The sequence below is a fragment of the Bradyrhizobium sp. AC87j1 genome, from assembly GCF_002936975.1.
GTDB lineage: Bacteria > Pseudomonadota > Alphaproteobacteria > Rhizobiales > Xanthobacteraceae > Bradyrhizobium > Bradyrhizobium shewense.
In genome coordinates this window covers 35,224-50,704 of sequence record NZ_PTFE01000035.1, presented here as the reverse complement: position 1 = coordinate 50,704, position 15,481 = coordinate 35,224, and the positions used below count along the sequence as shown (strand labels likewise).

Below are 15,481 nucleotides of genomic sequence, written 5' to 3'. Positions count from 1 at the left end.
GGTGAGTGCGATGACTGAACAGAGAGCTTCGAGCGAGTTGCGGGTCGCCATTGCCGGGCTGGGCTCTATCGGCACGAAGATCGCGACCGCGCTCGATCAGGGCATCGAGGGGCTGGCGTTGTCGGCCGTGGCCGTGCGCGATCCCGCCAAGCATCAGACCTTCATCGGCGGTCTGCGTCATCCGCCAAAGATCCTGCCGATCGATCAGCTCGGCGAGGTCGCCGATATCGTGGTCGAGTGCGCACCGAGCAGCCAGTTGCGCGCTATCGTCGAGCCTGCGGTGAAGCGCGGCAAGGCGGCGGTCGTCGTCAGCGTCGGCGGATTGCTCGACAATTTCGATCTCATCGATCTCGCGCGTGCCAATGGCGGCCGCATCATTGTGCCGACCGGCGCGCTGATCGGGCTCGATGCCGACAACGCCGCTGCAATCGGCACCATTCATTCCGTGAAGATGGTGACACGCAAGCCGATCGACGGGTTGAAGGGCGCGCCCTTCATCGTTCAGAACAAGATCGACATCGACAATCTGCGCGAGCCGCTGAAACTGTTCGAGGGCAGCGCGCGCGAGGCGGCGAAGGGCTTTCCGGCGAACGTCAATGTCGCCGTTGCGTTGTCGCTGGCGGGCATCGGGCCTGATCGTACCCAGATCCAGGTCTGGGCCGACCCGACCGTGACGCGCAACGTTCACCGCATCGAGGTCGAGGCGGATTCGGCGCGGTTCTCGATGGGCATCGAGAACATCCCGTCCGAGAATCCCAAGACCGGTTTGATCACCGCGCTGTCCGTGATCGCGCTGCTGAAGAAGCAGCGCGCCACGCTTTGCGTGGGGACGTAACCTTTACGCCCCCGTCACGCGCCAGATCACGTTGCCGACGTCGTCGGCCATCAGCAGCGATTTCTTGTCGGGGCCGATCACGACGCCGACCGGGCGGCCGTAGGATTCCTTCTCGTCGGGGGACAGGAAGCCCGACAGGATGTCGCGACCGGGGCCGGACGGCTTGCCGTTCTCGAACGGGATGAACACCAGCTTGTAGCCGGACAGCTTGCTGCGATTCCACGAGCCGTGCTGGCCGATGACCATGCCGTCGGGGAAGCCTGGCAGCGTGCCCGCGGGCATCCAGCACAGGCCGAGCGAGGCGGTGTGGCCGCCGAGCGCGTAGTCCGGTTGAATCGCCCTAGCGACCATCGCAGGATCCTGGGGCACGCGGTCGTCCACCGTCTTGCCCCAATAGCAATAGGGCCAGCCGTAGAAGCCGCCGTCGCGCACCGACGTCAGATAATCCGGCGGTGTTTCGTCGCCGAGCCCGTCGCGCTCGTTGACGACGGTCCAGAGCACGCCCGTATTCGGCTCCCACGCAAGCCCGACCGGGTTGCGCAGGCCCGCGCCGAAAATGCGGTGCGTGCCGGCAACGAGATCGAGCTCGTAGACCGCGGCGCGGCCTTCCTCGACCTCCATGCCCATCTCGGCGATGTTGCTGAGCGAGCCGACGCCGGCATAGAGCTTCTTGCCGTCGGGGCTTGCCAAAAGACTGCGGGTCCAGTGTCCGCTTGGCTTGAACGTCGTGAGCCGCTTGCCCGGCGCAGTGATGCGGTCGGCATTGGTGACGTAAGGGAAAGCCATCACGCCGTCGGTATTGCCGACATAGAAGGTGTCGCCGACCAGCGCCATGCCGAATGGCTGGCTGAGATTTTCCATGAACGCGCCACGCACATCGGCGACGCCGTCGCCGTCCTTGTCACGCAGCAGCGTGATGCGGTCGGCGGACACGCCGAGCGCCGCGGCGCGCCGCATCGTTGCCTGCATCGCGTAGTGAAACACGCTGCGCGGCGCGCCTGCGATCTGCGTCGCTTCCGCGATCAGCACGTCGCCATTGGGCAGCACCTCGATCCAGCGCGGATGGTCGAGCCCGGTCGCAAACGCATTGACCTTGAGCCCGGGTGCGACCGTCGGCTTCTGGCCCTCGCTCCAGCCGCGCGCGGTCGGCATCTTCAAGGTCGGGATCGCGCCTTGCGGCTTCGCCTCGGGAATGGCGGGCTTCTCTCCCCAGGCCGGCGCAGGCACGGTGCCCGACAGCTTCCGCCATTGCAGTGCGATGCCGCCGAGGAGCGCAACGAACTGCGCAAAGATGCTGGAAAAGGTCATGAGAGGGCCCCTGATTGCGCGCGCATCCAACTGGCTGACGGGGCAGACGTCAACCTGTGCGGGGTGCCCGCCGGGCCTATTCCCGTGGAATGGCAGCCGATCGATTTTGCATGGGACGAACGCCGATGGCCTTTGCCCGGAGATCAGCGAGGGATTTGACGCTCCAGCCGCCGTGCCGCGCGAAAATCGTCGAGGTGATGCATGTTCGGCACCAGCGCGGCCTCCTTGGACAGGAGATGATAGACCCGCGCCACTGTGCGCTGCTTCTGCTTCGGCCGCCCACGCGGCAGCGCCCGCGCCTTGCGGACGGCGGCGATCGCATGCTCGCGAAAATAATCGTAGGCGTCCGACATGGCTCGATGCTCGCGCAGGTGGCAGCTGTCGAGGGGTAACGGGATTGGGGAGGCGCGGTTCCTAGATGGGTCAGATCGTGCGCTCGTGCCCCGGACGCAGCGCAGTGCGCCTTCGCGGTGCGCTGCAGAGCCGGGGCCCATCTCACCGCGCACTGTGTCGCTATCTGGGTCCCGGCTCTGCGCAGCAGCGTTGCACGCTGCAGCGCGTCCGGGACACGAGAGCGGCGCGAGCTGCTAAGCCCTCACCGCGGCGACAGGAACGGGATGATCATCGGCACGCGGCGGCAATAGGCGCCGTAGGCGTCTTCGCCGAGCTCCTTGGACAGGAACACCTCTTCCATTCGGCCCTTTTGCCACATGCCGAGCGAGATCAGGATCGCGCCGAGGATCGTCGTTACGAGGCCGATTGCGATGCCGGTGACGAGCATGCCGAAGATCAAGCCGGTGTAGATCGGGTGACGCACGATGCCGTAGGGGCCGGTGTCGATAACGCGGTGATCTTCTTTCTGGGTGATGGTGTTCGACCAGAATTTTCCGAGATGCAGCCGGCCCCACCATGCGAAAGCGATGCCGGCGGCCGAGAGGACCGCGGCGATGTAGATGCCGGTATTGCCGAGCACCCAAAGCGGCTTCCAGCCCAGGAGCTGTGCAACCCACGGGGTGTACAGGATGCCGCCGACCAGGATCGGCAGACGATAGCGCTGCGACTCCAGCGTCATGACCTGCTTCTTGGTCCGCCCCTGCCAGAACGAGGCGCCGACCCAGCTGGCGAGAAAGGCGAGCCAGACCAGGGCCAGAAGTTCGGTCGGCCAGGCCGTGGTCCAGCCACCCCAGGCGACGGAGAGAAGCTTGCTGAAATCGAAGGACATGAAGGTTCTTTGCGTTGGGCGGCGGCTTTAGCTCGCGCGCGAGGAGAGCGCGTGATGCTTGATGGCGCCGGAGGGCTGCTGGCCGTTGCGGGCGAGCAGATGGGTGATGGTTTCGCGCAGCACCGGCTCGATCGGACGCGGCGCGTAGCCGAGCTCGGTGCGCGCCTTGCCGATCGAGAGGTCGCTCGCGGCGAGCGCAATGCGCACGCCCTCGGCGGTGCCGTTGGGCGGCCGGCGCGTGACACGATCGGCGAGGTATTCGAGCATGATGCCGGAGAGCTCGGCGATCTTGCCGGGCACGACGACCGGGAACTGCCGGCGGCCGCTCATCGCCGACATCATCCGCAGGATGTTGCCGAGCGGGACGCAGTCGCCGCCGAGGATGTAGCGCTGGCCGGTGCGGCCGCGCTCCATGGTCAGCACGAGGCCCATGGCAACGTCGCGGACATCGACGAGGTTGACCAGGAAGTTGAGATGCGGCTGCACCTTCTTCTGGAGGAAGTACCACAGCATCGCCGTCGGCGGTGTCAGATTGTGGTCGGCCGCACCGATCGGCATGGTCGGCGTGCCGATCACGAGCGGAAAGCCGCTGGCCGCGGCCTTCGCGGCATGATGCTCGGCGAGCGACTTCGAGCGCGTATAGGCACCCGGCATCGCGTCGGCCGGCTGCAGCGCCTCTTCGGCGGCAGCGCCTTTGAGGTCGGAATAGGGGAACAGGATCGATTCCGTCGAGCAGTGCAGGAAGCGCGAGACGCCGCGCTTCATTGCGGCCGCGAGCATGATTTCGGTGCCGCCACAGTTGACGTCGTGAAAGTCCTGCTTGTTGGCGACCCACATGCCGGGCAGGCCGGCGAGGTGATAGACCTGATCGACCCCGGCAATCGCAGTATCGACCGCGGCGCCATCGAGCACCGAGCCGTGGACGAATTCAACATCCGCGTTCGCCGCGGCAGGCGCGCGGACATCGAGAACGCGCACCCGCTGCCCACGGGCGCGGAGCGCTTCGACGAGGTGATGTCCGATGAAGCCACTGCCACCGGTAACCAGTACGAGAGCCATGCAGAAGGTTGCTGTTTCGCGTCTAGAGCTATCGGGTTGAAAGGGAATTGGTCGGAAGAGGCGCCAGAATCGCGGCAAGGTCGCGACGGAAGCCCAATGCAATGAATAATTTTGCCATCACGAACATCGGTCCAAGCAAAAGATGCGAAGGAAAAGTGAACAACGAGGCTTCGCGGCCCTCAAAAACCTTGTGGCCGATGGCCTGCGCGGCGAGGCCGAGCGCCACCAGCGCGGCGAAAATCGCCCACATCGTCGCGGTGCTGACTTGCGCCGCAACGGTCGTCGCAACCGAAAACAGCACGATCGAGACGACCAGAATGCCGATCCCGAGCGCCACATCGAGCAGCAGCCAATACATCAGGACCGGCAAGGCCAGGATCACGGCGAGGCTGACATCGAAACCGAACAGCGGAAGCCTGACCAGCGTCAGCGGCATCACGGCGCCTGTGAACAACAGGAGAATACCGACCACATGCATCGCCGTGTTCCGTGGGTCGCGATGGTACTCGACATAAACGGCAAGTTGGCGCTGAAAATAGCCACCCATTTCGGTCTCATGCAGCACGGGGTCGGGGAAGGGCGAACAGAGGCTATAGCACTGGACCGGGCGGTGCACAAACCGGCGCTTTTGTCGCGTGAAACCGTATTTGTGCGCCCCGGACAGGTTACAAAACGATCGGGACTTCAAGGGGTTCCGTCGGATGCGAAGCTGCGTTCGCTCAGCGCTTCTTGGCGGGCTTTTTCGCCGCAGGCGCAGACGCCGCAGCCGGATGCGCAGGCGCGTCCTCGGGTACCTTGGCGTAGGTCAGGATTTGCAACTGGCCGTTGACGGTCGAGGTCGGCTTGGCCCGGTCGAGAAATTGCTCCTCGCCGAGGCCGATCGGATGCAGCCGCTTGGTCGAGATCTTGAACGTGTTCACCAGCACGTCGCGGATCGCGTCGGCGCGGCGCTGGCTCAGGATCGCGTTGGTCTCGCGCGTCTTCGAGTTGGATTCGACGTGGCCGACGATCAGGAACGTGTAGGGCAGCAGCGAGGAATGAACCAGCGCGTCCGCGATGCGGCCGACGGTCTGGTAGGAGGTCGGCTGGATGATCGGCGTGTCGGCATCGAACTGGATCTGCGCGTTGAAGGCCGGCAGCTTGGCGAGGTCAGGCGCGATCGGCGGCCGGTTCACCGGACCCGGATCGTTCTTGATCCTGGCCTTGGCGCGCTCCATCACCTGCTGCTTCAGCGCGGGAAAGTCGACCTCGGCGGCCTCTTCGAAATGGTTGAGCTTGCTGACGATGTCGTCGCGGGTCGGTGCCGCCGTCTGGGCGACGGCAGTGCTCGCGAGCAAAGCGAGACCGAGCGCGACTGCAGTTCCGGCAATGAAAAGCCTGCTCGCGCGCATCAGCGGTACCCCGCGTCGTCGACGGCTTTCAGGCAGTTGTTGCTGATGCCCTTGGGCGTCGAAACCAGGCAGGGGATCGACTTGCTGGTCTCCTTGGTCGAGCCGCCGCAGACCTTGACGATCTCGCGCTGGCAGGCGTTCGCCACCGTGACACGCGCGGCGACGCGCTTCTGGATGGCGTCGAACGCGCCGAGATAGTCGCTCGCGCACTGCTGGGACAGCACGTCGCGATTGCGCGACAGGCACTCCTTCAGGCGGGTCGAATCCGGGTTGACGCCGCGGCAATTGGCGACGATTTCCGCACCGCAACTCTTGGCCAGCAGCCCGATCGAATCGCCAAAGCTCATGGTCTCCGCCGCCGCAAGCGACGGCATCCCCAATGCCAGCAAGATCAGTGTGATGGAGCCCCGGACCATGGCTGCATCTGATACGGGGAAGTTCGGGCGGGTCAAGGGCTGTTCGGACGAGAACTGTCGAAGGCCCGGCGAGTGCGGCGAACAGTCCTCACTCGTCGGCGTCTTCACGGGGCGGCCATTCGATCAGGGCGACCGTGTGTTTCCTGAGGTCGTCGGCGAACTCAGGCTCGGCCTTGAGCTCGTCCAATGTTCTGGGCGGAGGAAGCTGCCGGCCGTCCGCGATCAGCTCCTGCGCATAGAAGGCGAGTGCCTCGGGTGCACTCTCCAGGGCCTCGTCGACGTCATCACCGCCGGAAATGCAGCCGGGCAGGTCGGGAAACCATAGGCTGACAGTGTCGGGATCGGTGTCTTCGATGATGGCAACATACGGAGCCATATCGGGCGCTCACGCCCGCTGCACAAAGCTGTCCACGACCTTCTTCTCGCCGGCCTTGTCGAAGGCGATGGTGAGCTTGTTGCCGTCGATCTTGGTGACGCGGCCGTAGCCGAATTTCTGGTGGAAGACGCGATCGGACAACGAGAATTCCGAGGTGGTGCCGGTCGATTTGGCGACCAGCTCGCCCTCGATCGTCAGGGGACCGCGGCGGCGTGAGGAGAAGCTGCCGAAGTCGGGGCCTGATGACGAGGAGGATGAGAACGACGAGGCCTGTTCCTCGAAGCCACCGCCACCGCCGCCGGTACGGCCGCCGCCCCGGTTGCGGTTGGCCTGGGCACGCTGCCAGCCCGGCGTCGAATAGGTGGAGCCGAACGCCTCCATGTCGTCGAAGCGCGAGGCGCCGTAGCCGCCGGTGCCGCCCCAGGCCGAGCCGCCCTTGGATTCGGTGATCTCGACATTGGCCGCCGGCAATTCGTCGAGGAAGCGCGACGGGATCGTGGTCGACCAGGTGCCGTGGATCCGGCGGTTGGTGGCGAAATAGATCATCGCGCGGCGGCGGGCGCGGGTCAGGCCGACATGGCCGAGCCGACGCTCCTCTTCGAGGCCGGCGCGGCCCTGTTCGTCCAGCGTGCGCTGGCTCGGGAACAGGCCTTCCTCCCAGCCCGGCAGGAACACGTTGTCGAATTCGAGCCCCTTGGCCGAGTGCAACGTCATCAGCGACACCGCGTCTTCGTCGGCGCCGCTGTCGCGGTCCATCACCAGCGAGATGTGTTCGAGGAACCCTTGCAGGTTCTCGAATTCCTCCATCGAGCGCACCAGCTCCTTCAGGTTTTCGAGCCGGCCCGCGGCGTCCGCCGAGCGGTCCTTCTGCCACATCTCGGTATAGCCGCTCTCGTCGAGCACGATCTGGGCGAGGTCGGTGTGCGCGGTGACCTCGCGCTGGGCGCGCCAGCGGTCGAACTGGGCGACGACCTCGCGAAGCGAGCCGCGCGCCTTCGGCTTCAGCTCATCAGTCTCGACCACCGCGCGGGCCGCCTCGAACAAGGGAATGCGGCGCTTGCGGGCGTGGTCGTGCAGCATCTGCACGGTGGCGTCGCCGAGGCCCCGTTTCGGCACATTGACGATGCGCTCGAAGGCGAGGTCGTCGGCCGGCGAATTGATGACGCGCAGATAAGCCAGCGCGTCGCGGATTTCGGCGCGCTCGTAGAAGCGCGGGCCGCCGATGACGCGATAGGGCAGGCCGAGCGTGACGAAGCGGTCTTCGAACTCGCGCATCTGGTAGGAGGCGCGCACCAGGATCGCGATCTCGTTGAGCTTCTCGCCGCGGCGCTGGATCTGCTCGATCTCCTCGCCGATGCCGCGGGCTTCCTCTTCCGAATCCCACGAGCCCGTGACCGTGACCTTCTCGCCGTCCTGGTCCTCGGTGCGCAGCGTCTTGCCGAGCCGGCCTTCGTTGTGCGCGATCAGATGCGATGCGGCGGCGAGGATGTGGCCGGTCGAGCGATAGTTGCGCTCGAGGCGAATGACCTTGGCGCCGGGGAAATCGTGGTCGAAGCGCAGGATGTTGTCGACCTCGGCACCGCGCCAGCCATAGATCGACTGGTCGTCGTCGCCGACGCAGCAGATGTTTTTGGTTGGGGCATTGGGCGCAGCCGCGATCGCCGCTTGCTCGGTCATTCCGGGATGCGCCGAAGGCGCAGACCCGGAATCTAGAGCTGAGGACTCATCTCGAGATTCTCCGACGCGCAATTGCGCGTCGTAGTTCGCGTCTTCGACGCGCCCCGGAACGACGGCTTTGGTCGCCGACGGCGCCTGCGACAGCAGCCGCAGCCACAGATATTGCGCGACGTTGGTGTCCTGATATTCGTCGACCAGAATATATTTGAAACGCTGCTGGTACTGCCTGAGGATATCCGGGTGCTCGCGGAAGATGCGGATGTTCTCCAGCAACAGATCGCCGAAATCGGCCGCGTTCAGAATCTTCAGCCGCTCCTGATAGCTCGCATAGAGCTTGCCGCCTTTGCCGTTGGCGAACATGGCGGCTTCGCCGGAGGGCACCTGCGACGGCATCAGGCCGCGGTTCTTCCAGCCGTCGATCAGGCCGGCGAGCATGCGTGCCGGCCAGCGCTTGTCGTCGATGTTGTCGGCCTGCAGCAGCTGCTTCAGCAGCCGCACCTGGTCGTCGACATCGAGCACGGTGAAATTCGACTTGAGCTGCGCCAGCTCGGCATGGACGCGGAGGATGCGGCCGCCGATGGAGTGGAAGGTGCCGAGCCACGGCATGCCCTCGACGGCGTGGCCGAGCATCTGGCCGAGCCGGTGCTTCATCTCGCGCGCCGCCTTGTTGGTGAAGGTCACCGACAGGATCTCGGCGGGGCGGGCGCGGCCCTGGCTCAGGATGTGGGCGATACGCGTCGTCAGCACGCGCGTCTTGCCGGTGCCGGCGCCGGCCAGCACCAGGACCGGGCCGTCCAGCGTCTCCACGGCCTCGCGCTGCTCCGGATTGAGCCCGGACAGATATTTCGGGCCCACCGAGGCGCGCGCACGCGCGGCAATGCCGCCGGCTGCGGGCTGGTGGTCGGGGACGTTCTGGGACGTGATCTTGCTCGGCTCGGTCATGCGAATCATGGGCCCCACGATGGCACCGCGGGGTGGCGGAAGGGAGCCTTCTAACAGGGATTGGTGCCTATATGGGGCGGCGGAACGAGGTTTTCCACGTGCGGGGCACGTCAATTTGTTCCAGCGGTCCTCGCGAATTTCCACCCTGTCCGGGCCGGAACCATCGTTCCCGCCTCGAGATTGTCTGGACAGGTGGCGCGGCCAGCTGCGCCAGACGTAGACAGACATCAAGACGAGGGTTTGACCATGCTTGGCTGGGTTGTGACGTTTCTGGTTATCGCACTGATCGCCGGCATCCTGGGCTTCGGCGGCATCGCCGGCGCTTCGATCGAGATCGCCAAGATCATCTTCTTCATCGCGGTCGTTCTGTTCCTGGTCTCGGCCGTGGTCGGCCTGGCCCGCGGCCGCAACAGGGTATAGGCCGCCGGATCACGCGCTACCGCTTCGAGGGCATCGCCACGTTCCGGCCGATGCCCTCGGGGCGCGAGACCGCGCTGTGGGCCTTTGTGACCGCAGCGATGCGCTCGCTTATATCCGGCGGAAAAGGCGCAACCTTGCGCGAGCTCATGTCCATGTGAAGCGACATGTTCTCGGAAGTCGCCGACAGCCAGCCCTCGGTTGCGTGCCGCATCTCCTCGAACGTGTGCAGCCGCTTGTTGTCGGCCTCCAGCAGCCAGACCAGGATCTGCACGGGATCGCCGAGGTGGATCTCGCGCAAATAACGCACATGGCATTCGGCAGTGAAGGTCGAACCGCCTCGCTCCTTCATGTAAGTCGGCCCGATGCCGAGCTCGGCCCAGAGCTGGTCGATCGCGCGGTCGAACATCACGTTGTAATAGGCCATGTTGAGATGGCCGTTATAGTCGATCCATTGCGGCTCGATCTGCATGATCGAGGCGCGGAACGGCTCGGCTTTGGGCGCTGAGGCGGCAGTCTCCGGCATGTTTCCTTCCAGCTATGCGTCCGGTCGCTTGACTTGACCGGTTTTATATCCTTTGCCACGGTTCTTCTGTCGGGAGGAATGTCCGTGGGTACCACCATCACCAATAATCCGCCGCGGCCGGAGCCGAAAGCCCTCGCGAGCGCGCTGGAGCAGCTTGCCGCACGCTTCGGTAACCGCCTCATCACCTCGCAGGCCGTGCGCGAGCAGCATGGCCATACCACCACCTGGATCCCGAACCAGCCGCCTGATGGCGTGGTGATGGCGCAGGAGACCGCCGACATCCAGGACGTGGTGCGGATCTGCGCTAAAAATCGCGTCCCCGTCATTCCCTTCGGCACCGGCACCTCGCTCGAGGGCCAGGTCAACGCGCCGGCCGGCGGTATCTCGATCGACCTGCGCGACATGAACAAGGTGCTCGCGGTGCACGCCGAGGACCTCGACTGCGTGATCCAGCCCGGCGTCACCCGCAAGGCGCTCAACGAGCATCTACGCGACCAGGGCCTGTTCTTCCCGATCGATCCCGGCGCGGATGCCTCGCTCGGCGGCATGGCCTCGACCCGCGCTTCCGGCACCAATGCGGTGCGCTACGGCACCATCCGCGAGAGCGTGCTGGCGCTGAAGGTGGTGCGCGGCGACGGCGAGATCATCACCACGGGCACGCGCGCCAAGAAGTCATCCGCCGGCTACGACCTCACCCATCTGTTCGTCGGCGCCGAAGGCACGCTCGGCATCATCTCGGAATTGACCATCCGCCTGCGCGGCATCCCCGAGACGATCGCGGCCGGTGCGGTGTCGTTCGAGAGCGTGCACGGGGCCTGTCAGGCCGTGATCCTGGCGATCCAGACCGGCATTCCCGTGGCGCGCATCGAGCTGCTCAACGCCGCGCAGGTGCAAGCCTGTAACGCCTATTCGAAGTTGGCGCTGCCGGAGACGCCGCTGCTCCTGATGGAATTCCACGGCAGCGAGATCGAAGTCGCCGAGCAGTCCAAGGCCTTCGGCGAGATCGCAAAGGACTGCGGCGGCGGCGAATTCTCCTGGACCACCAAGCCGGAGGACCGCACGAAACTGTGGCAGGCGCGGCACGATGCCTATTGGTCCGTGAAGGCGCTGCGGCCCGGTGATAGCATCGGCGTGGTCGCGACCGACGTCTGCGTGCCGATCTCGCGGCTCGCCGATTGCGTCAGCGAGACCGAGGAAGATCTCAAGCGGCTCAACCTGCTGTCGCCGATCGTCGGCCATGTCGGCGACGGCAATTTCCATTGCTCGCTGGTCTGCGACACCAAGGATGCCGCCGAGATGGCGCGCGGCGAAGAGTTCATGCATCGCCTGGTCGAGCGCGCGCAGGCGATGGACGGCACCTGCACCGGCGAGCACGGCATCGGCCAGGGCAAGCAGAAATACCTCCAGGCAGAGCTCGGCCCCGAGGCGCTCGATGCGATGCGGGCACTGAAGAAGGCACTCGATCCGCTCAACATCTTCAATCCCGGCAAGATTGTGCCGGAGGCGTAGGCCTTCGGCACAACAAAGCCGCCGCAAGGCCGATGCCGTCCACCGGTCGGGGCGGGAACTTTCGGCAATCCTGTCGGTTCCAATTCCCGCCAAGTTCCGATGCCTCAATGGCGCGGCTCTGCGGGAGGATGCGATGGTGCGACCGGTCATTGGAATTGCCGCGATGGCGCTTGCCTGCATGCTGGCGGGCGCGGCTATGGCCAAGGGCGGCCATGGGGGTGGACATGGGGGCGGACATGGCGGTGGCCATGGAGGCGGGCACGGCGGTGGCCATCACGGCGGCGGACATTTCCGTGGCCACGGCGGTGGACATGGGCATGCCGGCGGGCATCATCGCGGCATGCGGTTCACGTCCGGGGTCCGACGCGGCGGGCCCAACTTCGGTCAGATCCGCAATGCGGCGATCCGCCCCGCGAGCTTCCGCAACGCCCTGAACACCAGCGCATTCCGGAATGGCCGGCTGATCAGCAATCCGGCAGCGCGTACACAGATCGTGGCAGCGGCCGCATTGGCCGGCTGGAGCGGCGCAAGCAGCGGATGGTGGCAGCATGCGGGCGGCGGCTATGGCTGGGTCGGGCCGCTGTTCTGGCCGTTCGCCTATAACGACCTTTACGATTACACGATCTGGGGCGACGGGCTCGGCTTCTGGGGTTACGGTTACCCCGACATCTATGCAGGCATTTTCGGCCCCTATGGCTATGATCGCCTGTCGGCCTATCTGCCGCAGCAACCGCAGGGACGACGACGGGCGCGTAGCGCACCGCTCGATCAGCTCTGCGGCAGTGACCGCCGTGCCATCGCCGGACTACCGATCGATCAGATCGCATCCGCGGTGCAGCCGACAGATGCGCAGGGCGCCGCTCTCGATGCGCTCGGCAATGCCTCAGTCGACGCGGCAGCGCTGATCCGCACATCCTGTCCGACGCAGGCCGCAGCGACGGCGCCCGGCCGGCTCGCAGCGATGCAGCAGCGCATCGAGGCGATGCAGAAGGCTGTCGAGCTGGTCCAGCCCGCGCTCGACCAATTCTATGGCTCGCTGAACGACGAGCAGAAGGCGCGCTTCAATGCGCTGGCCGAGGATCAGCGTCGTGCGACGGCATCGAACAATGCGAGGGAAGCGTCGGTGCAGTCTTGCAATGTGACCGCCGCGTTCGATTGGCCCGGTGCTGCGATCGATGAGCGGCTTCGTCCGAGCGACACCCAGCGCGCGGCGCTCCAGGTGCTCCAGGATACAAGCGCCAAGGTCAGCGCATCGCTCAAGGCGGGCTGCGAGCCCAATGACGTGATGACACCGCCGGCACGCATGGCCACAATCCGCAAACGGCTCGATGCGATGCTGGACGGGATCAAGTCGGTGCGCGCGGCGCTCGATGATTTCTACGCCACGCTCAACGACGAGCAGAAGGCGCAGTTCGAGGCGATCGGGCCGCGCCGCACGTCCTGAACGGTGCAAGCCATAAAGGCCAGGGGTGGGGCAATGAATTGGTTCGCAAGGCGGCAGCCGGCCGACATCTGGGATGAGCCGATCCAGGGACCGATCGGCGATATCGACGCGGCGGAGCGCATTCGTAACATCTGCGAGGCTGCGAGAGCGGGCGCGGAGGCTGTCGGAGGCTCCGCACAGGCTGATAAGCGCGAACGTGAGCGCTTTGAACGTGCAGCCCGCGTCGCGATGGAAATTGCGATGAAGATCGCAGACGATCTGATGCGCGACGATGCGGTCCGCCGCATCGTCGACCTCTGCGTGAAGGCAAATGATATCAAGACGGCGCAGATCCTGTTTCGCGCGATCCAGGCGGGCTGGATCCGGGAGGCCGTCCAACACGACTATCCAGCGCTGGCGCAGTAGATCCGGCTCGCGCGTCGGGCGCGAGCCAGATCAATGTCTATGCTGGACAGTCTCAGTATCTGCGGTAGTCGCCGCGATAATGGTCGCCGCCGCGGCCGCCCATTCCAATGCCGATCCCGATACCGACGCCGATGCCTTGCATAACGGCGGCTGGCGGCGGCCCCGGGGGCGGCGCGCGCTCGTAGACCACTTCCTCAGGCGGCGGCCGGCGCTTCGGCGGTGTCTCGACCACCTTGCGCTTGGGCGGGGTGTCGTCGACGCGCTTCTTGATCACGGGCGCGACGCTCGGATTGACGGGCGTTGCCGGGCTCGACGGCGTCGAGCACGGGCAGGTCGGCGCCATCGCGACGGCGACCGGGGCAGGGCTCGCGGCGGCGGCGGCGACAGGCAGGCCGTAGTTGCGGTTCTGGACGCGGAGCAGCAGCCTGCGCGCGGTTGCCGCTAGATCGCTGTTGTCCCAGTTCGCAAGATAAGCCTCGAACGAGGCGCGGGTGTTGATCGCAGTTGCGCGTTCCCAGGCCAGCATCTGGCGTCGCCGTTCCAGCACCGTGCGCAAGCGCGGCGTGCGGGTGTCCTGAGCGTACAGCTCGATATAGGCCTGATACGCCGGCACCGTGTCGTCGGTGATGACGAGTTCATAGGCGACCATGGCCGGCTTGCCTTGCAAGTCCCTGCGCCAATCCTCGACGCTGCGCGTGCCGCTGGCGAGCGCCATCGAGGACGCGCCCGGCATGGCCGGCTGGCTGCCGCTGCTCTCGCCGAAGAACTTGAAGTCAGTCGTCAGCGAGGAGCTTTCCCAGGGGATCTGCCGTCCGTCGGTCGATTGCGCGACGGCGACGCGGATGCGCTTGAACACTTCCTCGATCGGCAAATTGGGCTGCTTGGCAACGGTCAGCGCCGCCGTGGTGTAGGGGCTGTCGATGCCGCTGCCGTCCTCGGCCTCGGCGCCGGGGGAGGTCGAGTAGGAGATGAAGGAGCCCGGCGCGCCGGCCTTGGTGTCGACGATCGCAAGCCCGTGGCCGGCGCCGCTGAGCGCCGGGAACGGATTGTTGCGACAGGCATCGAGCATGAAGATGCGCGCCCGCGTCGGCAGCGCGCCGAGCGTGTTGAGCATGTCGTTCAGCCGCACGCCCTGAAGCGGAATATCGGCCTCGCGCTTGGGATCGAGATCGACCGGCACCAGGTAGTTCTCGCCGTCGATCTGCAGGCCATGGCCGGCATAGAACACCAGTGCCACCGTGTCGGCGCCGCTGGCGCTGACCTTGCCGGCGAAATCCGAGATCGCCGCGCGCATCTCGTTCTGCGCCAGGTTGGCGGCCGTGGTGACGCTGAAGCCGGCATTGCCGAGCAGCTCCGTCATGCCCTTGGCGTCGTTGGCGGCGTTGGGCAGCTCGGGCACGGTGCGATAGGCGGATTGGCCGATCACCAGCGCGAGCCGCGCTTCGGCCGCGGCTTCCGTCGGTGTCATCAACTGTGCGAGCGCGAGAAAACCGGATGCAAGAAGCAAATTGGGAAAGGCTGGACGGCGCATGGTGTCACCTCCATCGGCAATACGTGCGATGATGTCACTTTTTCTAGGGGGCCGCCATGCGTCTGTCTGTGCACTGGATCACGCTCGGTGTGCGGCAAAATGGGGCAGAATGTCCGCCGGAGCCTGAAGGGCATCGTTCTGGGCTCATCCATGTGAATTGCGCATTGATCCATGCTCCAATTGGATCGATGCCGGGCCCACGCGAAAGCGCCCTCGCGCAGATGAGGCCACAAGCCGATCCTCGTCGCAAATCCCGGGAATCATAGTCGTTTCGGAGCGCTCACGGACTGACGGAACGCGCCGCGGGCGCGCTCTGCGGCGGCCGACCGCCACGCTTGCCTGCGCCGTCGCTTTGGCCATACAGTCCGCGCAACAGGCCACGGCAACGACCGCGGCGAACAAAAAATAATGTGGGAGAGACCG

General features: G+C 65.6%; 16 protein-coding genes. 5 read left to right on the top strand and 11 right to left on the bottom strand.

Going from position 1 to position 15,481, the window contains the following annotated elements:
- Positions 1-10: 10 nt before the first annotated feature.
- Entirely contained in the window at positions 11-835 is an 825-nt protein-coding gene (locus CV770_RS19465) for an aspartate dehydrogenase (protein WP_104463454.1), read from the top strand.
- Between the two features lie 3 nt (positions 836-838).
- On the opposite strand, the gene CV770_RS19460 is transcribed toward CV770_RS19465, so the two are convergent.
- The 9 genes from CV770_RS19460 to CV770_RS19425 all read right to left on the bottom strand — a co-directional run bounded on the left by CV770_RS19460 (position 839) and on the right by CV770_RS19425 (position 9,235).
- Positions 839-2,143, bottom strand: coding sequence for a PQQ-dependent sugar dehydrogenase (locus CV770_RS19460; protein WP_104463453.1), 1,305 nt, complete (start codon positions 2,141-2,143; stop codon positions 839-841).
- Positions 2,144-2,286: 143 nt separating this feature from the next.
- The gene (locus tag CV770_RS19455) at positions 2,287-2,496 is read right to left on the bottom strand and encodes a hypothetical protein (protein WP_104463452.1); all 210 of its coding nucleotides are present in this window, start codon (positions 2,494-2,496) and stop codon (positions 2,287-2,289) included.
- A 242-nt stretch (positions 2,497-2,738) separates the two neighbouring features.
- Positions 2,739-3,365: a methyltransferase family protein gene (locus CV770_RS19450; protein ID WP_091961596.1), complete on the bottom strand. Its 627-nt coding sequence runs from the start codon at positions 3,363-3,365 to the stop codon at positions 2,739-2,741.
- 27 nt (positions 3,366-3,392) lie between these two features.
- Complete coding sequence (locus CV770_RS19445) at positions 3,393-4,424, bottom strand: NAD-dependent epimerase/dehydratase family protein (RefSeq protein ID WP_104463451.1); 1,032 nt, start codon at positions 4,422-4,424, stop codon at positions 3,393-3,395.
- Positions 4,425-4,452: 28 nt separating this feature from the next.
- Positions 4,453-5,112 carry an Mpo1 family 2-hydroxy fatty acid dioxygenase gene (locus CV770_RS19440; RefSeq protein WP_245453799.1) on the bottom strand — a complete coding sequence of 220 codons (660 nt, stop codon included), beginning with the start codon at positions 5,110-5,112 and terminating at the stop codon, positions 4,453-4,455.
- Between the two features lie 31 nt (positions 5,113-5,143).
- Positions 5,144-5,815: an OmpA family protein gene (locus CV770_RS42670; protein ID WP_201759926.1), complete on the bottom strand. Its 672-nt coding sequence runs from the start codon at positions 5,813-5,815 to the stop codon at positions 5,144-5,146.
- The gene (locus tag CV770_RS42665) at positions 5,815-6,231 is read right to left on the bottom strand and encodes a hypothetical protein (protein ID WP_028145495.1); all 417 of its coding nucleotides are present in this window, start codon (positions 6,229-6,231) and stop codon (positions 5,815-5,817) included. Before CV770_RS42665 ends, CV770_RS42670 begins: the two co-directional genes overlap by 1 nt.
- An 88-nt stretch (positions 6,232-6,319) precedes the next feature.
- A complete protein-coding gene (locus CV770_RS19430; protein WP_104463448.1) occupies positions 6,320-6,607 on the bottom strand; it encodes a type II toxin-antitoxin system HicB family antitoxin in 288 nt (95 codons plus the stop codon).
- A 9-nt stretch (positions 6,608-6,616) separates the two neighbouring features.
- Positions 6,617-9,235: an ATP-dependent helicase gene (locus CV770_RS19425; protein WP_104463447.1), complete on the bottom strand. Its 2,619-nt coding sequence runs from the start codon at positions 9,233-9,235 to the stop codon at positions 6,617-6,619.
- Between the two features lie 237 nt (positions 9,236-9,472).
- Here CV770_RS19425 and CV770_RS19420 point away from each other — a divergent pair, with 237 nt between their 5' ends.
- Positions 9,473-9,646: a DUF1328 domain-containing protein gene (locus tag CV770_RS19420; protein WP_018319670.1), complete on the top strand. Its 174-nt coding sequence runs from the start codon at positions 9,473-9,475 to the stop codon at positions 9,644-9,646.
- 16 nt (positions 9,647-9,662) lie between these two features.
- Here CV770_RS19420 and CV770_RS19415 read toward each other — a convergent pair whose 3' ends face one another.
- Positions 9,663-10,169, bottom strand: coding sequence for a thioesterase family protein (locus CV770_RS19415; protein ID WP_104463446.1), 507 nt, complete (start codon positions 10,167-10,169; stop codon positions 9,663-9,665).
- A gap of 84 nt (positions 10,170-10,253) precedes the next feature.
- Between CV770_RS19415 and CV770_RS19410 the strand changes: the two genes are divergently transcribed.
- The 3 genes from CV770_RS19410 (at position 10,254) to CV770_RS19400 (ending at position 13,527) form a co-directional block, all read left to right on the top strand.
- Complete coding sequence (locus CV770_RS19410; RefSeq protein ID WP_104463472.1) at positions 10,254-11,678, top strand: FAD-binding oxidoreductase; 1,425 nt, start codon at positions 10,254-10,256, stop codon at positions 11,676-11,678.
- A gap of 133 nt (positions 11,679-11,811) precedes the next feature.
- Positions 11,812-13,122 (top strand): Spy/CpxP family protein refolding chaperone, encoded by a 1,311-nt coding sequence (locus CV770_RS19405; protein ID WP_104463445.1) that lies wholly within the window; start codon positions 11,812-11,814, stop codon positions 13,120-13,122.
- A gap of 33 nt (positions 13,123-13,155) precedes the next feature.
- Complete coding sequence (locus CV770_RS19400) at positions 13,156-13,527, top strand: hypothetical protein (protein ID WP_104463444.1); 372 nt, start codon at positions 13,156-13,158, stop codon at positions 13,525-13,527.
- A 52-nt stretch (positions 13,528-13,579) separates the two neighbouring features.
- Here the strand turns inward: CV770_RS19400 and CV770_RS19395 are convergent, their stop codons facing one another.
- Positions 13,580-15,058, bottom strand: coding sequence for a caspase family protein (locus CV770_RS19395; protein WP_091961572.1), 1,479 nt, complete (start codon positions 15,056-15,058; stop codon positions 13,580-13,582).
- Positions 15,059-15,481 lie beyond the last annotated feature (423 nt).